At 57.4% G+C, this 20,613-nt stretch carries 13 protein-coding genes, 2 tRNA genes and 1 rRNA gene; 12 read left to right on the top strand and 4 right to left on the bottom strand.

Annotated elements, in window-relative coordinates; all coding sequences use genetic code 11:
• The first annotated feature begins 6 nt into the window (after nucleotides 1-6).
• The 6 genes from AC3ITA_RS17900 to AC3ITA_RS17875 all read left to right on the top strand — a co-directional run bounded on the left by AC3ITA_RS17900 (nucleotide 7) and on the right by AC3ITA_RS17875 (nucleotide 9,975).
• A complete protein-coding gene (locus AC3ITA_RS17900; RefSeq protein WP_371918296.1) occupies nucleotides 7-1,341 on the top strand; it encodes an HlyD family type I secretion periplasmic adaptor subunit in 1,335 nt (444 codons plus the stop codon).
• A 2-nt stretch (nucleotides 1,342-1,343) separates the two neighbouring features.
• Nucleotides 1,344-2,711: a TolC family outer membrane protein gene (locus AC3ITA_RS17895; protein WP_489278104.1), complete on the top strand. Its 1,368-nt coding sequence runs from the start codon at nucleotides 1,344-1,346 to the stop codon at nucleotides 2,709-2,711.
• Nucleotides 2,712-2,752: 41 nt separating this feature from the next.
• Nucleotides 2,753-5,734 carry an autotransporter serine peptidase EprS gene (gene eprS, locus AC3ITA_RS17890; RefSeq protein WP_489278102.1) on the top strand — a complete coding sequence of 994 codons (2,982 nt, stop codon included), beginning with the start codon at nucleotides 2,753-2,755 and terminating at the stop codon, nucleotides 5,732-5,734.
• A gap of 23 nt (nucleotides 5,735-5,757) precedes the next feature.
• A complete protein-coding gene (locus AC3ITA_RS17885; protein WP_489278100.1) occupies nucleotides 5,758-7,455 on the top strand; it encodes a polyurethane esterase in 1,698 nt (565 codons plus the stop codon).
• A gap of 105 nt (nucleotides 7,456-7,560) precedes the next feature.
• Nucleotides 7,561-9,414, top strand: a complete 1,854-nt coding sequence (locus AC3ITA_RS17880; protein ID WP_489278098.1) for a polyurethane esterase — start codon at nucleotides 7,561-7,563, stop codon at nucleotides 9,412-9,414.
• Nucleotides 9,415-9,693: 279 nt separating this feature from the next.
• On the top strand, nucleotides 9,694-9,975 hold the full coding sequence (locus AC3ITA_RS17875; protein ID WP_095945789.1) for an excalibur calcium-binding domain-containing protein: 282 nt from the start codon (nucleotides 9,694-9,696) through the stop codon (nucleotides 9,973-9,975).
• Between the two features lie 67 nt (nucleotides 9,976-10,042).
• Here the strand turns inward: AC3ITA_RS17875 and AC3ITA_RS17870 are convergent, their stop codons facing one another.
• Nucleotides 10,043-10,384 (bottom strand): hypothetical protein, encoded by a 342-nt coding sequence (locus tag AC3ITA_RS17870; protein WP_095945788.1) that lies wholly within the window; start codon nucleotides 10,382-10,384, stop codon nucleotides 10,043-10,045.
• A gap of 122 nt (nucleotides 10,385-10,506) precedes the next feature.
• Here AC3ITA_RS17870 and AC3ITA_RS17865 point away from each other — a divergent pair, with 122 nt between their 5' ends.
• Nucleotides 10,507-10,797, top strand: coding sequence for a hypothetical protein (locus AC3ITA_RS17865; protein WP_224790056.1), 291 nt, complete (start codon nucleotides 10,507-10,509; stop codon nucleotides 10,795-10,797).
• Here AC3ITA_RS17865 and AC3ITA_RS17860 read toward each other — a convergent pair.
• The 3 genes from AC3ITA_RS17860 to AC3ITA_RS17850 form a co-directional block, all read right to left on the bottom strand.
• Complete coding sequence (locus tag AC3ITA_RS17860; RefSeq protein WP_414928703.1) at nucleotides 10,784-10,990, bottom strand: hypothetical protein; 207 nt, start codon at nucleotides 10,988-10,990, stop codon at nucleotides 10,784-10,786. The two genes, AC3ITA_RS17865 and AC3ITA_RS17860, sit on opposite strands and share 14 nt — an antisense overlap.
• 293 nt (nucleotides 10,991-11,283) lie before the next feature.
• Nucleotides 11,284-12,423 (bottom strand): acyltransferase family protein, encoded by a 1,140-nt coding sequence (locus AC3ITA_RS17855; protein ID WP_489278094.1) that lies wholly within the window; start codon nucleotides 12,421-12,423, stop codon nucleotides 11,284-11,286.
• A gap of 832 nt (nucleotides 12,424-13,255) precedes the next feature.
• Nucleotides 13,256-14,647 carry an aldehyde dehydrogenase family protein gene (locus AC3ITA_RS17850; protein WP_489278092.1) on the bottom strand — a complete coding sequence of 464 codons (1,392 nt, stop codon included), beginning with the start codon at nucleotides 14,645-14,647 and terminating at the stop codon, nucleotides 13,256-13,258.
• 100 nt (nucleotides 14,648-14,747) lie between these two features.
• On the opposite strand from AC3ITA_RS17850, the gene ptrR reads away from it, so the two are divergent.
• From ptrR to AC3ITA_RS17825, 5 genes are all read left to right on the top strand, one after another.
• Nucleotides 14,748-15,626: a putrescine utilization regulator PtrR gene (ptrR, locus tag AC3ITA_RS17845; RefSeq protein ID WP_008047600.1), complete on the top strand. Its 879-nt coding sequence runs from the start codon at nucleotides 14,748-14,750 to the stop codon at nucleotides 15,624-15,626.
• 77 nt (nucleotides 15,627-15,703) lie between these two features.
• The gene (locus tag AC3ITA_RS17840; RefSeq protein ID WP_150674236.1) at nucleotides 15,704-17,908 is read left to right on the top strand and encodes an OsmC domain/YcaO domain-containing protein; all 2,205 of its coding nucleotides are present in this window, start codon (nucleotides 15,704-15,706) and stop codon (nucleotides 17,906-17,908) included.
• A gap of 656 nt (nucleotides 17,909-18,564) precedes the next feature.
• Nucleotides 18,565-20,101, top strand: a 16S ribosomal RNA gene (locus AC3ITA_RS17835).
• Nucleotides 20,102-20,223: 122 nt separating this feature from the next.
• Nucleotides 20,224-20,300 (top strand) — tRNA-Ile (locus AC3ITA_RS17830).
• Nucleotides 20,301-20,309: 9 nt separating this feature from the next.
• Nucleotides 20,310-20,385: transfer RNA gene (locus tag AC3ITA_RS17825), tRNA-Ala, on the top strand.
• Nucleotides 20,386-20,613 lie beyond the last annotated feature (228 nt).

Genomic DNA, 20,613 nt, shown 5'->3' with positions numbered 1-20,613 from the left:
GCACACATGAACAGTCAAAATGAAGCCACGATGGAACACGATTACCTCGCGGAACGTCCTGAGCGCGACGCACGTTACTTTGCCCGGCTGGGCTGGATTCTGGCGATCGTCGGCGCTGGCAGTTTCTTCGCCTGGGCCAGTCTGGCGCCGCTCGATCAGGGCATTGCGGTGCAAGGCACGGTGGTGGTGTCGGGCAAGCGCAAGGCGGTGCAATCGATGAGCAGCGGCGTCGTTAGTCAGATTCTGGTGCGCGAAGGTCAGGTGGTGAAACAGGGCCAGCCGCTGTTCCAGCTCGACCGGACCCAGGTCGCCGCCGACGTGCAATCCCTGCAAGCGCAGTACCGCATGGCCTGGGCCAGCCTGGCGCGTTGGCAGAGCGAGCGGGACAACCTGAAACAAGTGAGTTTCCCCACCGAGCTGAGCAACGATCCCGATCCGCGCCTGGCGTTGGTGCTGGAAGGCCAGCGCCAGTTGTTCAGCAGCCGCCGCGATGCTTTCTCCCGCGAACAAGCGGCCCTGCGTGCCAGCATCGACGGCGCTGGCGCGCAATTGGCCGGCATGCGCCGCGCCCGTACCGACCTGAGCGCCCAGGCCAACTCGCTGCAACAACAGCTGAGCAATCTTCAACCCCTGGCGGACAACGGCTACATCCCGCGCAACCGGCTGATGGAGTACCAGCGGCAGCTGTCGCAAGTTCAACAGCAATTGGCAGAAAACACCGGTGAAAGCGGTCGTGTGGAGCAGGGAATCCTCGAATCGCGCCTGAAGTTGCAACAACACATCGAGGAGTATCAGAAGGAAGTCCGCACCCAACTGGCCGATGCGCAGCTCAAAAGCGTGACCCTGGAGGAGCAACTGACCTCCGCCGGATTCGACCTGCAACACAGCGAGATCCTCGCCACGGCCGATGGTGTCGCGGTCAATCTTGGGGTTCACACGGTCGGCGCGGTGGTGCGCCAGGGCGAAATTCTGCTGGAGATCGTGCCCCAGGGCACGCGCCTGGAAGTGGAAGGGCACTTGCCGATCAACCTGGTCGACAAGGTTGGCACGCACTTGCCGGTGGACATCCTGTTCACAGCGTTCAACCAGAGCCGCACCCCGCGAGTACCAGGCGAAGTCAGCCTGATCTCCGCGGACCAGATGCTCGACGAGAAAACCGGCGCACCGTATTACGTGCTGCGCAGCAGCGTCAGCGATCAGGCCATGGAAAAGCTCAACGGTCTGGTGATCAAACCCGGCATGCCGGCGGAAATGTTTGTGCGCACCGGTGAACGTTCACTCCTCAACTATTTGTTCAAACCGCTGCTCGACCGGGCAGGCTCCGCGTTGACCGAGGAATAAGGATGTTCGGTTGTATGAATAAGCTTTCCATACTTGGGGCGACACTCCTGCTGCTGGCGGGCAACCCGGCAGTAGCGGCCATGGGGCCGTTCGAGATTTACGAACAGGCGTTGCGCAACGACCCGGTATTCCTCGGCGCGATCAAGGAACGCGACGCCGGCCTGGAAAATCGCGCCATCGGCCGCGCCGGGCTGTTGCCGAGAGTGGGTTACAACTACAACAAGGGCCGCAACTCTTCCAAGGCCACCTATTTGAACGAGCACCGGCAAAACCAGACCGATGACCGCCACTACAGCAGTTACGGCTCAAGCCTGACCTTGCAACAACCGTTGCTCGACTACGAGGCCTACGCCGCTTATCGCAAGGGCGTGGCGCAGGCGTTGTTCGCCGATGAAAACTTTCGCGGCAAAAGCCAGGAGTTGCTGGTGCGGGTGCTGGAAAACTACACCAAGGCCTTGTTCGCCCAGGACCAGATCGACATTGCCCTGGCCAGGAAAAAAGCCTTCGAGCAACAGTTCCAGCAGAACGAGCAGATGTTTCGCCAGGGCGAAGGCACGCGTACCGACATACTCGAAGCCGAGTCGCGCTATGAACTGGCAACTGCCGAGGAAATCGAGGCGCGTAACGAACAGGATGCGTCCTTGCGCGAACTGGGTGCGCTCGTCGGCGTGCCCACTATCGACATCGCTGATCTGGCACCGCTGGAGCAAAACTTCCAGACCTTCACCCTGCAACCGGCCAATTACGACACCTGGCACGAGATGGCGGTGGCCAATAACCCGAACCTGGCCTCCCAGCGTCAGGCGCTGGAGGTGGCGCGCCACGAAGTCGAACGCAACCGCGCCGGGCACCTGCCCAAGGTCAGCGCCTACGCCACGGTGCGCCAGAACGAATCCGAAAGCGGCAACACCTACAACCAGCGTTACGACACCAACACCATCGGCATCGAAGTCAATGTGCCGTTGTATGCCGGCGGCGGGGTCTCGGCTTCGACCCGACAGGCCAGCCGTGCGATGGAGCAGGCCGAGTACGAGTTGGACGGCAAGACCCGGGAAACCCTGATCGAGCTACGTCGGCAGTTCAGCGCCTGTCTGTCGGGGGTGAGCAAGCTGCGGGCCTATCAAAAAGCCCTGACTTCCGCTGAAGCGCTGGTGGTGTCGACCAAGCAAAGCATCCTGGGCGGTGAGCGGGTCAACCTCGATGCGCTGAACGCCGAACAACAACTGTTCACCACCCGCCGAGACCTGGCCCAGACCCGCTACGACTACCTGATGGCCTGGACCAGGTTGCATTACTACGCGGGCACCTTGAGCGAGCAGGATTTGGCTCGGGTGGACGAGGCGTTTGGCCAGGGGCCGAGGACTCGGTAACACCGCAGAACCTACACAAAACAAAAAAGTGAGTGTTCAACATGGACGTACGCATCAAACCGGCCCCGGTCGGCATGCTGTTGCTATTGATTGGCGCGGGCTCGGAACCGGCCGCCGCGGCCTGGCTGGATACCGGCACCCTCGGCGATCCCGCCAGTTGGCGCAGCGCCGAGTTTCAACGCGACTGGGGTCTGGGCAGGATGCAAGCCGATCAAGCCTACGCAGCGGGTATCACCGGTAAAAACGTGAAGATCGGCGCCCTTGATTCCGGCTTCGATTCCACCCATCCCGAATTCGCCACTGACCGATATCACGCGGTCATGGCCAGCGGTACTTATGTTGATGGCTCAGCGTTCAACGTCGACGGTTCATTCAACGCCAACAACGACTCCCATGGCACCCACGTGGTCGGCACCATGGGCGCCTCCCGCGACGGTTTCGGCATGCACGGCGTGGCGTACAACGCACAAATCCATGTCGGCAACACCAACAGGAACGACAGTTTCCTGTTCGGCCCCAACCCCGATCCGCGCTACTTCAGCGCGGTGTACAACGCCCTGGCAGATGCTGGCGTGCGGGCGATCAACAACAGTTGGGGCAGTCAGCCGCCTGACGTCAGCTACCGTACACTGGCCGATCTGCACAACGCCTACGCCCAACACTGGAATAAAGGCACCTGGCTCGATGCCGCTGCCGATGTGTCCCGCCGTGGCGTGATCAACGTGTTCAGCGCTGGTAACAGTGGCTACCCGAACGCCAGCGTGCGTTCGGCGCTGCCGTACTTTCAGCCGGATCTCGAGGGCCATTGGCTGGCGGTGTCGGGGCTGGACCAAAGCAATCGGCAGAAGTACAACCAGTGCGGCATCGCCAAATACTGGTGTATCACCACACCGGGGGCGAAGATCGACAGCACCATTCCCGGCGGCGGTTACGCGATCAAGTCCGGCACCTCGATGGCGGCGCCGCATGCCACTGGCGCGCTGGCACTGGTGATGGAACGCTACCCGTATATGAACAATCAGCAGGCACTCGAAGTGTTGCTGACCACCGCCACCCAGCTCGATGGCTCGGTCACTGATGCGCCGGGCGGGCAGATAGGCTGGGGTGTGGCCAACCTGGGCAGGGCGATGCGCGGGCCAGGGCAATTGCTCGCAACGTTTGACGCTAACCTGGAGGCAGGGCAGAGCGATGTCTGGAGCAACGACATCTCTGACAAGGCGCTGATTCAGCGGCAAAGCGAAGACCTCGCCGAACACAACGCCTGGCAGCAAACCCTGCAAGACAAGGGTTGGCAGCATGGCGTTGCGGCGGGTGCCGGTCAGCAGGAGCAGTCCGACTACGCGGTCGGCATGGCCCGTGATGCAGCGGCAGCCAACCGGCTTTATCAGGGCAGCCTGATCAAATCCGGCGCCGGTCGCCTGATTCTCACCGGTGACAACACCTATCGTGGCGCGACCACGGTCAATGGCGGTCTGCTGACAGTCAACGGTTCGCTGACGTCGGCCGTTACCGTCAATGACCGCGGCACCCTCGGCGGTTCCGGGCGGATCGGCGCGCTGACCGCGAACGGCGGCGGTACCGTGGCGCCGGGCAACTCCATCGGCATCTTGAATGTGGCCGGTGACGTGACCTTCGAACCCGGTTCGACCTATGCGGTCGAGCTATCGCCAACCCGCAGCGATCAGATCATTGCGGGCGGTAAAGCAGTGATTGAAGGCGCCACCGTCAGCTTGGCGCTGGAAAACAGCCCGACGCTGCTGACCACCAGCGAGGCGAAATCCCTGCTCGGCATCCAGTACAACATCCTGCAGGCGGCTGATGGCATCGAAGGGCGCTTCGGTGAGGTGGTGCCCAATTATGTGTTCCTCGGCGGTACCCTCGACTATTCGGCGAACGGTATTCAACTGGCGGTGGAACGCAGTGCCGCGTCGTTCGCCAGTGTCGGCCTTACGCCGAACCAGCGTGCCGTCGGCGCGGCTGCCGAGCATTTGGGCGCGGGCAATCCGCTGTACGAAACCTTGCTGCTGTCGCCAACCGCAGCCGTCGCGCAACAAGCCTTCCAGCAATTGTCCGGCGAGATTCACCCGGCGATCGGCACGCTGCTGATCAACGACAGCCGTTACCTGCGCGATGCGGTGGGCGAGCGTCTGCGTGAGCGCGATCTGTTCGATACCGGCGCACCGACCGATGATCGCAGCAACGCCTGGCTCAAGGTGCTCGGCGCCTGGGGCAAGAGTGACGGTGGGCATGACAATGCCGATTCCACCAGCTCCATCGGCGGTTTGCTGGCCGGTGTCGACGGCTTGATCGCTGAAGATACCCGGCTCGGTTTTGTGACCGGCTATAGCGACAGCTCGCTGAGTATGGGCGATGGCACGCACTCGTCGGCCTCGGTCGACAGCTATCACCTGGGTGCATATCTGGGGCATGAAATCGATGCCCTGCGTCTGAGCGTCGGTGGCGCTTATAGCTGGCATCGCATCGACGTCAAACGCGACTTGCAATTGGGCGCGGTCAGCGGCCAGCAGAAATCCAAACGCGATGGGACCACCGCGCAGCTGTTCACCGAAGCGGCGTATCGCCTCGATCTGCAACCGTTGGCGCTGGAGCCGTTCGCCAATCTGGCCTACGTGCACTTGCACAGCGACAGCTTCACCGAGAAGGGCGATGCCGCCGCGCTGAAGGGCGGCGAGGACAATCGCGACGTGCTGCTGTCGACGCTCGGCGTGCGGGCCGGCAAGGCCTTTGCGTTGTCCGGGGACAAACAACTGGAACTGGCGGCAACGCTTGGCTGGCAGCACAACCTGAGCAATACAAGTTCCGAAAGCCACCTGGCTTTCGCCAATGGCAACAGCGGTTTCACCGTGCAGAGCGTGTCGCTGGATCGCAATGCTGCGTTGGTCGGCGCTCGGGCCGGTCTGGCGCTGGGCCGCGATACCCGGTTGAGCCTGGACTACAACGGACTGCTTGGCTCAAAGGAAAAGGACCATGGTGTGGGCCTGACCCTGGCCTGGCAGTTCTGACTTGAAGGAAGAGAGAGCACAACATGGGACTGTTTGATTACAAAAATGCCGGCAGCGAGGCGGGCAAGGTGTTGTACAGCGATGCCATTGCCCTGACATTGTATGCCTACGCACCTACCGGCCAGTCATTACCGGCCAACGGCTGGGCACCGATCGGCGCCAATGCCCTGGGGTATCAAGGCAAGGTCGGGGCGCAGGGCACGTATTTTGGCGAGAAGGACGGTTTCACCAGCGCCGAAGCCGAAGTGCTCGGCAAGTACGACGCCGCCGGAGATCTGATCGGTATCGGCATTGCTTTTCGTGGCACCGGCGGGCTCGGCTACAACGACACGTTCGGCGATATGAAAAACAACCTGTTGGCGGCGGTTGGCCCAGTGGATTACGCGACCCACTACGCAAAAAACGCCTTCGATACGCTGCTCGGTAAAGTGGCTGCGTTTGCCATCGCCCATGGCCTCGGTGCCGAGGACGTGCTGGTCAGCGGTCACAGCCTCGGTGGCTTGGGGGTCAACAGCGTCGCCGAGTTGAGCGGGAACAATTGGGGTGGCTTCTACAAGGATGCCAGTTACGTAGCATTCGCTTCGCCAACCCAGAGCTCCACTGGCAATAACGTGCTGAACATCGGTTACGAGAACGATCCGGTGTTTCGGGTACTCGACGGCACCACCTTCAGCAGCGGCTCGCTGGGCAAACATGACGCTCACCAAGCGTCGGCCACCAACAACATCGTCAACTTCAACGATCACTACGCGTCCACTGCGCAAAACCTGGTGCCATTCAGCATTCTCAATCCGTTGAACTGGTCGGCCCATGGCTCGCTGGGCTACGCCGACGGATTGAACCGGGTGATCGACTCGCGCTTCTACGAGTTGACCGACAAGGATTCGACCCTGATCGTTTCCAACCTGTCGCAGTCGTCACGGGGTTCGACCTGGGTCGAGGATCTCGGACGCAGTGGCGAACCACACACCGGCAGCACGTTCATCATCGGTACCGACAGCGGTGACCTGCTCAAGGGCGGCCTCGGCAATGACTTCATCGAAGGCCGTGACGGCAACGACCGTTTCCGTGATGACGGCGGCTTCAACATCTTGTCGGGGGGCAAGGGCGTCAACACCTTCGAGCTGCAGAAACCGTTGCAGAACTTCAGCATCGCCAATGACGGCGACGGCACGCTGTTCGTGCGCGACGCGTATGGCGGCATCAGCATGACCCGGGACATCGGCGCGCTGGTGGGCAAGGAGGCCGGGTCGTGGTGGGGGAGCAAGGAAGTCACCTACAGCGTGACTGCCAATGGTCTGCTCAATGACAGCGAATTGACCCACTACAGCCATTCGCTCAACGGTGACGCTTTGGGCAACACGCTGGTGGCCAGTGTCGTGGGCGACTGGCTGTTCGGTAACGGGGGGGATGATTTGCTGCGCAGCGACATGGGCCATGTGACCTTCGTCGGCGGCGCCGGCAACGATGTGCTGCATTCCGGTGGCGGCAGCAACATGTTCCTGTTCAGCGGCGCCTTCGGGTTCGATGCGATCAATGGCTACCAGGGCAGCGACAAACTGGTGTTCATGGGCGTGGAAGGCGCGGGGCAGGGCTACGACTACCGGCAGCATGCGTCACAGGCCGGTCAAGACACGCTGCTTAAGGTCGGCGACTTTTCCGTGACCCTGGTAGGCGTCGGGCTGGATACCCTTTCGGCTTCCGGGTTCGTGTTTGCGTAACGGGTTCAAACAACTGCACTGGATGCTCCGGGACGCCTCGTGATCGAGGCGTCCCGGTCGTGAGCTATCTCTGACAATTCCAACAAAGAGAGAGAGGCAATACCCATGGGTGTATACGACTACAAAAACCTCGGCACAGCAGACGCCAAAGCGTTGTTTACCGACGCGATGGCAATCACGCTGTATTCCTATCACAACCTCGACAACGGCTTTGCCACCGGTTACCAGCACAACGGATTCGGCGCAGGTTTGCCGGCAACCCTGGTCACGGCGCTGATTGGCGGCACCGATTCCCAAGGCGTGATTCCCGGCATTCCCTGGAACCCCGATTCCGAAAAAGCCGCGCTGGATGCGGTGCAGAAGGCCGGCTGGACACCCATCACCGCCACGCAGCTGGGCTATGACGGCAAGACGGATGCGCGCGGAACCTTCTTTGGTGAAAAGGCCGGGTACACCAGCGCTCAGGTAGAGATCCTCGGCAAGTACGATGCACAGGGTCATCTCACGGAAATCGGCATCGCCTTTCGCGGCACCAGCGGCCCTCGGGAAAGCCAGATCAGCGACTCCATCGGCGATGTGATCAATGACCTGCTGGCGGCATTGGGTCCCCAGGATTATGCGAAAAACTACGCAGGCGAGGCCTTCGCAAAACTGTTCGGCGACGTTGCTGCGTTCGCCAGCGCCAATGGCCTGTCAGGCAAGGACGTACTGGTCAGCGGGCACAGCCTCGGCGGGCTGGCAGTCAACAGCCTGGCGGACTTGAGCAACGATAAATGGGGCGGTTTCTTCAAGGACTCGAACTACGTCGCTTATGCCTCACCGACCCAAAGCGCCACCGATAAAGTGCTGAATATCGGCTATGAAAACGATCCGGTGTTCCGTGCGCTCGACGGTTCATCGTTCAACCTGGCGTCGGTCGGCGTACACGATGCCCATCAAGACTCGGCGACCAACAACATCGTCAGCTTCAACGACCACTACGCGTCGACGGCGTGGAACCTGCTGCCATTTTCCATCCTCAACATCCCGACCTGGATTTCGCACCTGCCCACCGCTTACGGCGACGGCATGACCCGGGTGCTGGAGTCGAAGTTCTACGACCTCACCAGTAAAGACTCGACGATCATCGTTGCCAATCTTTCGGACCCGGCACGCGCCAACACCTGGGTCCAGGACCTGAACCGCAATGCTGAAACCCACAAAGGCAGTACCTTCATCATTGGCAGTGACGGCAGCGACCTGATTCAGGGTGGCAAGGGCAATGACTATCTGGACGGCGGTGACGGCAACGACACCTTTCGAGACAGCGGTGGCTACAACATCCTGCTGGGCGGCAAGGGCAATAACGTGTTCGATTTGCAGCAGTCGGTGAAGAATTTCGATTTTGCCAATGACGGCGCCGGCCACCTGTACATCCGCGACGCCAATGGCGGCATCAGCATCACCCGCGACATCGGTAGCATCGTGACCGAAGAGCCGGGTTTCCTGTGGGGACTGTTCAAGGATGACGTGACCTACAGCGTGACCGCCAATGGCCTCGCGATCGGCAATCAACTGACACAGTACGCCTCAACGGTGAAGGGCGGTGCAGGGGCCGATACGCTAAAGGCACAGGCTGTTGGTGATTGGTTGTTTGGCCTGGACGGCAGCGATCATCTGATCGGTGGCAAGGGCAACGACGTGTTTGTCGGCGGGGCAGGCAACGACCTGCTGGAGTCAGGGGGCGGGATCGATACGTTCCTGTTCAGCGGCGCGTTCGGCCAGGACCGGGTGGTTGGGTATCAGGCGAATGACAAACTGGTGTTTCTCGGGGTTCAGGACGTGACGCCGAACGACGACTTCCGGACCCATGCCTCGGTGGTGGGGCAGGATACCGTGCTGACGTTTGGCAATGACTCGGTGACGCTGGTTGGCGTGGGGCTGGACAGTCTGTCCAGCGGCGGGATCGTTATCGCCTGAGTGTGATACGGCTTCTGCAGGGCCTCATCGCGAGCAAGCCTGCTCCCACAGGATATGCGTCAACCTTGTGGGAGCAGGCTTGCCCGCGATGAACGATATGGAAAACTGCCCACACCGAGTGGGCAGAGGAGAGGGACATTGCGATCCCGGCCTTTCTTCTTCCTTCCGTCCCGCGTAGCAGTTTGCAGCTACTCTGGCAGGCTGTATGTGAATTATTGGGTTACGCTGAAAGCAGGCAACGTGTGAACACAAACGGTCTCTCATCATGGATGGATCAAGATGAAACTGATTTTGGTTGTGCTTGTTGTTGGTCTGTTGGCTTGGAAGTTTTCCCCTCAATTACAGTCCTGGGCTGAAGCTCGGCTATCGAGTCCCCAAATCACCGCTACGCTCGTGACTGCGCCAAAGCCTGTTTCGGCTCCAGTCAAATGCGATGGGCGCAAATATTGCTCGCAGATGACCTCGTGCGCAGAGGCCACAAACTTTCTGCAAAATTGCCCAGGAATGGAAATGGATGGCGACAACGACGGGATACCTTGTGAGAAGCAGTGGTGTCGGTGATTACTCGCTGCTCATCGGCAGGCTGCATGTGTCTCTGGTACAGGTCAGCATCAGCGGTTGCGATGATCTATGCCTGAATTCCCATGTCACCCTGTGCAGCTTGTAAGGCTCGCTCTTCGGTCAGCGGCATGAAAACTGGCTGTGTTCCACTGGCCTGGAAATAAAGAAAGTAGTGCCCGGAATCGTCTAACAATATCCGGTGCAGTTCTGATGACCGAAAGTTGTTACCGATATAAATACTTTCCTTGATGATCTCGAATGACTTGATCCCATGCTCGCGCATTGTAGTTTCAAAGGCTTCGTAAAGACTTTCTCTGCGGCGTCGATTGTTTCGAGCATTTAGCTTGAAAAAAACCACCATCAGCACGGCATAGCTGATGATGAGTATCACAAGGGTGCTAGTGCGCATGAGTGGAGCCCCATGTCCTCTCAATCGTTGTACATCTCAGTGTAGGCGCGTTCCTGGTGTTGATCGCCGAGTGGCAAGTGTCGCGGCCTGCTACGAGGATATAGACATGGTCAATCTGTGTTATGACCGGCACGCTTCTCATGCCCGGTGCGATCTGCGCCATTGCAGGCTGGGCGTTCGACGGCGAGAAACTTTGCTATGCCGGGTACAGCGAGACGGATGGCCTTTGCAAAACGCCAATCTGGCTCGAAAGGCCGTACGTCATTGGTAGCGGCTCGGATCACGCGATGACCGCGATGGATATGGGCGCCACCGCGGCTGAGTCAGTCGAGATGGCGAAGAAGCGGGGGGATACTTCAACTGGCGGCGTGGTTCGGAAGCTCTTCGTGGCGGATCATCCTACAACCAGGTAACTCGGACGTTTTTGAATTTCATGAGCTCGAGCGATTCCTGCAGCGACTTTGTCCCGAAGATTATTGGGCCATCTTTACCGCCCACTCCCAGCAATTCCAGCAGCAACTCATGGGCATCTATTCGCTCAGGCGCCTGGCCGGTTTTGGTTTTTGGTGTGTTGATGTGCTCATAGCTCAATGTGTACTTATGCATTGTTCGTCCCTGTAAGATCAAATCGGTGGTAACGGGTGAACCTTAACGATGCCGGCAATCCGCCATTATTTTAAGTTACAGAGATAACTATGACAACAAGGCAACCCGACTGGAAGCGCATTGAACAGCTCTTCCGGGCTGGTCTGCCCTCATTGTGCGAGATCGCCTCAGCTTGAGGCGTATCTCACACTGCTTGGGAAATAGATTTGCAGTGGCGTGATCGGGTTTGGCCCGGGCACGAAGCATTTCGTTGGATGAAACGAAAAGGCCGCAGCGGTTGCGGGGGCCTTATTTTACGCTTTTTGTAGCTCTGCTTTGGTCGCCGGTCTACGCTTTATCAGCCTCAGCATGGTGCGTTGGGAGGGTTTCTCGATCAGGACCCACAGCAAATAAGACGCGACAATGGTGACTGTCCAGTAGCCGATCATGACCACAACAGGGTCAATTCCCGCTGTCCAAGTGGGGTTGATCATCAGCGAACGAATAATCAGTTGGTGAATCAGGTAAATGGAAAAACTGATTTCCCCCAGCAGAACGAGCGGTCGCCAGCTCAAGATCGACGTAACCATTCCGGTGCTCGATGCCAGCAGGAACAGGCCGACGGCATAGAACACGGACGAACTACTAACCGTTATCCACCCTTTTAAAGCCGGGCCAATCAAGCCTTGTCGGTCGAGGCTCCAGCCGATTGCAGGCATATAGTAGGAGCCAGCGAGAATCACCAAAAGTGCCACCAATCCAACCGATTTAAACCCTGACTCCTTTACCTTGTGCCCATACACCAGGAACGCCTTGCCCGCGACCATGCCGAGGACGAATTCAAACAATCGGGCAGGCGGCCAGATATAAACCCAAGAGGCTGTGGTTACCTCGTCACCGGAAGCGTAGGCCGGGGCGTTCGTGGATATCGCGATGAAGACCGCCGCCATTGCCATGGCAAACGATATCGCAAGCTTGATATGCCAAGTCTTTGAAAAGTTGAGAATCAGCAATGGGAACAATGCGTAAAAAAACATTTCGACTGACAGCGTCCAGGCAACTCCGTTGAACGCGAAGAAGTTAGATGGTAGTTGGCTCCACGCTTGTGTCAGCGTGGCGCTGAACAAGGTCTGCTCAGCAGTGACAACAAGCCCGGTGGCGTATGGATATGCCCACAAGTAGTACAGCAACCCCATTGTGAAAATGTGGGCCGGCCAAATCCGAGAGATCCGGGCCCAAATAAATTTAATGGAATTTCCTACGCCTGAAAGGTTGCTGTGGGCGTAAGTCAGGATGAATCCAGATAAAACGAAGAAAAACGTTACGCCCTGGATGAGGGTGAAAGTCTTCGTGAAATCTTCCCAAATATGGAAATAACTGGCTGAGTGCTGTATCACGATCATCGCAGCTGCGAAGAATCTCAGCGATGTAAGTGCTGGGATTGATGTTTTCATCATCTGTCCTTGAGGTGGAAAGCTTCCGTGCATCTGGTGTGCTGGTAACTGAAAGCGCGGATTCTATCCGATTGCACGGAAATGTGTAATTTTGGATACATTTCGTCGTATAGTTTGTCGCGCAGAATTGATTTGCTGGCTAAGAACCCGTTGCAGGTCGTCGACTTTGCCCCAGTGCATGCTCGCCGCATTGCGGGAATCATCGCGCCGGTGCCAAGGAGTGATAACGGGCGGCGCGCCAAACCTTCGTGCGGACTATTGATTCGACCGCTCTCGCTTCTCCATAAGCAGTTTCTGATTCTCTTGAAACAAGTGATCCCTCTGATCGGAAGCGAGCAAAAGGCTGCGGACTGTCCCGGATAATTCAGGGTTTTCGACGTGGAGGTGGAATGCCTGTTGACATCAATGAGTGGAAGAGCGAAATTAATTTAATCCTGTCATTTCTATGTATTTAGGAATGAGCCGAACAAAGCCTCGCCAGAGAAATCTGCCGGGGCTTCGTCGCATTCGGCTTAGGAGAAAACCATGTCTAGAGCTCAACGACGACACGATACGCGCCGCATAAAGGCTCGCTTCTATTTAAAGCAAAAGGCGTATGAATGCTGGTCAACCAGCGAGAAAAACGCAGGTCTTTTTGCAAACCATGGGAAGGTATGTTCCTGCTGGATGTGTGGCAATCCCAGAAAGCTGGGATTGCTCACCATGCAGGAACTGCGAGCTGACCTTCCCATTCAAGAATGAAAACAGAACCCGGCCACCGAGCCGGGTTCTTTACTTCTGAGCTCCAGAGAAACAGTCGGCAAGTTGAGCCAGTTCGGAGCACTACGCTCCCTTAACGCCGATCCAGCCAAACCGTCTGTGCATTACAGAATTCGCGTACCCCGAAGTGCGAGAGCTCCCGGCCAAAGCCGCTCTTCTTCACGCCACCAAAACTGACACGCGGATCGCTGGCGCTATAGCCGTTTATGAACACGCCGCCGGTTTCAAGTTCGCCTGCCATCTGCCGGGCGAGTTCGGCATTGCGTGTGTAGAGGGTGGCGGTGAGGCCGAACTCGCTGTCATTGGCCAGCTCCAGCGCATGGGCGGCGTCTCGGGCTGTGATGATTGAGGCCACAGGGCCAAACAATTCCTGCTTGAATGAAGTCATCTGATCGGTCACGTCGCCGAGTACGGTGGGCTCATAGTAGTTGCCAGGACCTTCCGTCTTGTTTCCACCCAGCAGCAAGGTCGCGCCTTCTTCCAGTGTGGCTCGCACCTGTTGATCCAGTTCGTCGCGCAGATCGAAGCGAGCCATCGGGCCGATATAGGTGGTGGTAGCCCGCGGATCACCGACGACCAGTTGTTGGGTGGCTTCGACGAACTTACGGGTAAACTCCTCGACAACGCCTTGCTCGATAATCAGGCGTTTGGCAGCGGCGCAGACTTGCCCGGTGTTTTGATAACGTCCGATCACGGCAGCTTTCACGGCCTCATCGAGGTCCGCGTCGTCGAGCACGATAAAGGGGTCGGAGCCACCCAGCTCCAATACACATTTCTTCAGTGCGGCTCCGGCCTGAGCACCGATGGCCATGCCCGCACGCACGCTACCGGTGAGGGTGACGGCCGCGATGCGTGGATCGGCGATCGCCCTGGATACACCTTCCGGGGTGACGTTGATGACCTCGAAAACTCCTTCAGGGAAGTCCGCTTGCTTGAAAGCGTCCAGCAGCAGGTAGGCGCTGCCCATGACGTTTGGCGCGTGCTTGAGCACAAAGGTATTACCGGCGAGCAATGTCGGGACCGCGCCGCGCAGGACTTGCCAGATGGGGAAGTTCCACGGCATCACGGCGAGGATCGGGCCGAGGGGGCGATATTCAATGTGTGCCTTGCCGCCTTCCACCTGGGTTGGCTCCGGGTTCAGCATGGCAGGGCCGTGTTCGGCGTACCACTCGCAGAGCTGCGCGCATTTTTCAATTTCGCCGCGGGCCTGAGCAATCGGCTTGCCCATTTCCAGGGTGATCATGTTCGCCATGGCCTCTGCATTGTTGCGCAAGGCCTGGCCGAGGTTGATCAAAAGCTGCGCGCGCAGTTCAACCGGTTTGCTGCGCCAGGCGCGAAACCCGGCAGCGGCCCGCGTCAGCGCGGCCTGTAATACCGAATCGGATTCGAAAGGGTAATGGCCGATCTGCTCGCCCGTGGTCGGGTTGATCGAAATGGCATGGGTAAGGCTGGGTACGTGGGTCATGGCACCGTCCTGCGAGGTAGGAATGTGCTCAGGGTATGGGGCTGTATGTTTTCTGGAAACTGAATAATACTGAGCGTAACGTTCACGTTTGGAGAATGACTTGGATCTGGTTCAGCTCGAAATTTTCAAGGCTGTCGCCGAGCACGGCAGCATCAGCGTGGCTGCCCAGCATATCCACCGGGTGCCATCGAATCTCACCACCAGAATCAAGCAGCTTGAGTTGGATCTGGGTGTGGACCTGTTTATCCGCGAGAAGAGTCGCCTGCGCCTGTCGCCGGCCGGATGGAGTTTTCTGGATTACGCTCGTCGTATTCTCGACCTGGTTCAGGAGGCGCGCGCGACAGTGGCGGGTGAAGAACCGCAGGGGGCCTTCGCCCTGGGCTCGCTGGAAAGTACTGCGGCGGTACGTATTCCAGAGCTATTGGCCGCCTATAACCAGAAGCACGCCAAGGTCGAACTGGACCTGTCCACCGGCCCCTCCGGGACCATGATCGATGGCGTGCTGTCGGGGCGACTGGCCGCTGCATTTGTCGATGGTCCGGTGCTGCATCCGGCGCTGGAGGGCGTGCCGGCTTTCGAAGAGGAAATGGTCCTGATCGCACCGCTCAACCATGAGCCGATTCATCGGGCCAAGGATGTGAATGGCGAAAACATCTATGCCTTCCGCTCCAACTGCTCTTATCGCCACCACTTCGAAAGCTGGTTCGCCAATGGCGCGGCGGTGCCCGGCAAGATTTTCGAAATGGAGTCCTATCACGGCATGCTGGCCTGCGTCAGCGCCGGTGCCGGTCTGGCGCTGATGCCCCGCAGCATGCTCGAAAGCATGCCTGGTTGCACGACGGTCAGCGTCTGGCCGTTGTCGGAGTCGTTCCGCTATTTACGCACCTGGCTGGTGTGGCGCAGGGGGACGGTGTCGCAGAGCCTGACTATGTTTGTGCGCTTGCTTGAGGAGCGCGGGGTGGTGTTGGTCGAAAAATAGTGGAAAGTTAACGGTCTGTGCTGAAAAACCGGATAATGGCGGCCAAATTGTATAGCTCGTTATTCTGGTAAGCACGCATGGAAATCAAGGTCAACTTTCTCGACAACCTTCGACTTGAGGCCAAGTTCGACGACTTCACGGTGATTGCCGATCAACCCATTCGCTACAAGGGCGATGGCTCGGCACCGGGGCCGTTCGATTACTTCCTGGCTTCGTCGGCATTGTGCGCGGCGTACTTCGTGAAGTTGTATTGCGAAACCCGCAATATCCCCACCGAAAATATCCGCCTGTCGCAGAACAACATTGTTGATCCGGAAAACCGCTACAACCAGATTTTCAAGATTCAGGTCGAATTGCCGGCGGACATCTCCGCCAAGGATCGTCAGGGGATCTTGCGCTCCATCGACCGTTGCACGGTAAAGAAGGTGGTGCAAACCGGGCCTGAGTTCGTGATTGAAGAGGTCGAAAACCTCGACGCCGATGCCCAGGCGTTGCTGATGCCGCACTCGACTGGCGAAGCGGGCACCTGCATTGTGGGCAAGGACCTGCCGCTGGAACAAACCATCGCCAACATGTCGGGCATTCTGGCCGACCTGGGCATGAAGATTGAAATCGCTTCGTGGCGCAATATCGTGCCCAATGTGTGGTCGCTGCACATCCGCGATGCGCACTCGCCGATGTGTTTTACCAACGGCAAGGGCGCGACCAAGGAGGGTGCGCTGGCATCGGCTCTGGGCGAGTTTATCGAGCGGCTCAACTGCAACTTCTTCTACAACGATCAGTTCTGGGGCGAGGACATCGCCAACGCTGCGTTTGTGCATTACCCGGACGAGCGCTGGTTCAAGCCGGGCCCGAAGGACGAACTGCCGAGTGAAATCCTCGACGAGTACTGCCTGAAGGTTTACGACCGGGATGGCGAGTTGCGTGGCTCGCATCTGTACGACACTAACTCTGGCAACACCCAACGGGGCATTTGCTCACTGCCGTTTGTGCGCCAGTCGGACAATGAGGTGGTGTACTTCCCGTCCAACCTGATCGAAAACCTGTTCCTGAGCAATGGCATGAGCGCTGGCAACACGCTGGCCGAAGCCCAGGTGCAGTGCCTGTCGGAGATCTTCGAGCGCGCGGTCAAGCGCGAAATCCTCGAAGGCGAAATGGCCCTGCCGGATGTGCCGCAGCAAGTGCTGGCGAAATACCCGGGCATTCTGGCGGGTATCCAGGCCCTGGAAGAGCAGGGCTTCCCGGTGCTGGTCAAGGATGCATCGCTGGGCGGGGAGTTCCCGGTGATGTGCGTGACCTTGATGAACCCGCGTACCGGTGGCGTGTTTGCCTCGTTCGGCGCGCACCCAAGCCTGGAAGTGGCGCTGGAGCGCAGCCTGACGGAACTGCTGCAAGGCCGCAGTTTCGAAGGCCTGAACGATCTGCCTCAGCCGACCTTCGAAGGTCAGGCGGTGACTGAACCGAACAATTTCGTCGAGCACTTTATCGATTCCAGCGGTGTGGTCTCGTGGCGCTTCTTCAGTGCCAAGCCGGATTTCGAATTCGTTGAGTGGGATTTCTCCGGTCACGGAGAAAACTCCAATGCCGAAGAGGCCGCGACCTTGTTCGGCATTCTCGAAGACATGGGCAAAGAAGTGTACATGGCGGTCTATGAGCACATCGGCGCCAAGGCCTGCCGCATTCTGGTGCCGGATTACTCGGAAATTTATCCGGTAGAAGATTTGATCTGGGATAACACCAACAAAGCGCTGCAGTTCCGCGCCGATATCCTGAACCTGCACAGCCTGAGCAAGGTCGGCCTGAGAACGCTGGCCAAGGGTCTGGAAAACAGCGAGCTGGATGATTACACCGACATCACCACCTTGATCGGCATCGAGTTCGACGACAACACGCCCTGGGGCAAGTTGACGATCCTGGAGCTGAGGCTGCTGATTTATCTCGCCTTGCAGAAGTTTGACCAGGCCAAGGATCTGGTGGAAGCCTTCTTGCAATACAACGACAACACCGTCGAACGCGGTTTGTTTTATCAAGCCGTGAACGTCGTGCTGGAAATGCAGCTGGACGATGATCTGGAACTGAGCGACTACGAGGTCAACTTCCGCCGGATGTTCGGTAACGAGCGGATGGACGCGGCGATAGGGTCCGTGGATGGCAGCGTACGTTTCTACGGTCTGACGCCGACGAGCATGAAACTGGAAGGTCTCGACAGACACCTTCGCCTGATCGACAGCTATAAAAAGCTGCACACGGCGCGGGCGAGGGTGGCGGCCTTGTCCAGCTGATAGCGATAACAAAAAAGCACCTTGGGTGCTTTTTTGTTTTTTGGCTATGACATGGGCTGTGGCTGCCTATGAGGAAGCTCTTCTATATAGAGGGGCGTTCTGGTCCTTCTATACAGGCGTCCATTGGGGCGCTTTGCTGCTTTTTGCAGCTTGTTGATAGAAAGCCTGAATCAATGCTTGACGGCAGATTACAAGTGTCTATAATTCGCCCCACTTCCGGCGCAGTCGAAACGGAAAATTCCTTGGTAAACAATGAGTTACGCAGTTTTCGGCAGCGGGTTGCTTCAGTTCATTGAAGCCGAAAGGGAGTTGAAAAAGAGGTGTTGACAGCAGCGTGTAACGCTGTAGAATTCGCCTCCCGCTGACGAGAGATCTGAAGCGCAAGTGGTTGAAGTTGAAAAGGAAACTTGGAAAACTTCAGAAAATAATCACTTGACAGCAAATGAGGCTGCTGTAGAATGCGCGCCTCGGTTGAGACGAAAGATCTTAACCAACCGCTCTTTAACAACTGAATCAAGCAATTCGTGTGGGTGCTTGTGGAGTCAGACTGCTAGTCAACAGATTATCAGCATCACAAGTTACTCCGCGAGAAATCAAAGATGTAACCAACGATTGCTGAGCCAAGTTTAGGGTTTTCTCAAAACCCAAAGATGTTTGAACTGAAGAGTTTGATCATGGCTCAGATTGAACGCTGGCGGCAGGCCTAACACATGCAAGTCGAGCGGATGACAGGAGCTTGCTCCTGAATTCAGCGGCGGACGGGTGAGTAATGCCTAGGAATCTGCCTGGTAGTGGGGGACAACGTTTCGAAAGGAACGCTAATACCGCATACGTCCTACGGGAGAAAGCAGGGGACCTTCGGGCCTTGCGCTATCAGATGAGCCTAGGTCGGATTAGCTAGTTGGTGAGGTAATGGCTCACCAAGGCGACGATCCGTAACTGGTCTGAGAGGATGATCAGTCACACTGGAACTGAGACACGGTCCAGACTCCTACGGGAGGCAGCAGTGGGGAATATTGGACAATGGGCGAAAGCCTGATCCAGCCATGCCGCGTGTGTGAAGAAGGTCTTCGGATTGTAAAGCACTTTAAGTTGGGAGGAAGGGCATTAACCTAATACGTTAGTGTTTTGACGTTACCGACAGAATAAGCACCGGCTAACTCTGTGCCAGCAGCCGCGGTAATACAGAGGGTGCAAGCGTTAATCGGAATTACTGGGCGTAAAGCGCGCGTAGGTGGTTTGTTAAGTTGGATGTGAAAGCCCCGGGCTCAACCTGGGAACTGCATTCAAAACTGACAAGCTAGAGTATGGTAGAGGGTGGTGGAATTTCCTGTGTAGCGGTGAAATGCGTAGATATAGGAAGGAACACCAGTGGCGAAGGCGACCACCTGGACTGATACTGACACTGAGGTGCGAAAGCGTGGGGAGCAAACAGGATTAGATACCCTGGTAGTCCACGCCGTAAACGATGTCAACTAGCCGTTGGGAGCCTTGAGCTCTTAGTGGCGCAGCTAACGCATTAAGTTGACCGCCTGGGGAGTACGGCCGCAAGGTTAAAACTCAAATGAATTGACGGGGGCCCGCACAAGCGGTGGAGCATGTGGTTTAATTCGAAGCAACGCGAAGAACCTTACCAGGCCTTGACATCCAATGAACTTTCCAGAGATGGATTGGTGCCTTCGGGAACATTGAGACAGGTGCTGCATGGCTGTCGTCAGCTCGTGTCGTGAGATGTTGGGTTAAGTCCCGTAACGAGCGCAACCCTTGTCCTTAGTTACCAGCACGTCATGGTGGGCACTCTAAGGAGACTGCCGGTGACAAACCGGAGGAAGGTGGGGATGACGTCAAGTCATCATGGCCCTTACGGCCTGGGCTACACACGTGCTACAATGGTCGGTACAGAGGGTTGCCAAGCCGCGAGGTGGAGCTAATCCCACAAAACCGATCGTAGTCCGGATCGCAGTCTGCAACTCGACTGCGTGAAGTCGGAATCGCTAGTAATCGCGAATCAGAATGTCGCGGTGAATACGTTCCCGGGCCTTGTACACACCGCCCGTCACACCATGGGAGTGGGTTGCACCAGAAGTAGCTAGTCTAACCTTCGGGAGGACGGTTACCACGGTGTGATTCATGACTGGGGTGAAGTCGTAACAAGGTAGCCGTAGGGGAACCTGCGGCTGGATCACCTCCTTAATCGACGACTCAGCTGCTCCATAAGTTCCCACACGAATTGCTTGATTCATTGAAGAAGACGATAGAAGCAGCTTTAAGCTCCAAGCTGATAGCTCCAAGCTAACAGTTACGCGCTCGAAATTGGGTCTGTAGCTCAGTTGGTTAGAGCGCACCCCTGATAAGGGTGAGGTCGGCAGTTCGAATCTGCCCAGACCCACCAATTTTGTATGGGGCCATAGCTCAGCTGGGAGAGCGCCTGCCTTGCACGCAGGAGGTCAACGGTTCGATCCCGTTTGGTTCCACCATTAACTGCTTCGAAGCGTTTGAGAGTTTAGAAATGAATATTCCAGCGTGAATATTGATTTCTAGTCTTTTGATTAGATCGTTCTTTAAAAATTTGGGTATGTGATAGAAAGATAGACTGAACGTTACTTTCACTGGTAACGGATCAGGCTAAGGTAAAATTTGTGAGTTGCTCTTAGGAGCTCAATCGAATTTTCGGCGAATGTCGTCTTCATAGTATAACCAGATTG

Source organism: Pseudomonas sp. GL_090 (assembly GCF_057837765.1).
Note: the sequence above shows the minus strand (reverse complement) of the source record. Positions and strands in the feature narration are given on the sequence as shown.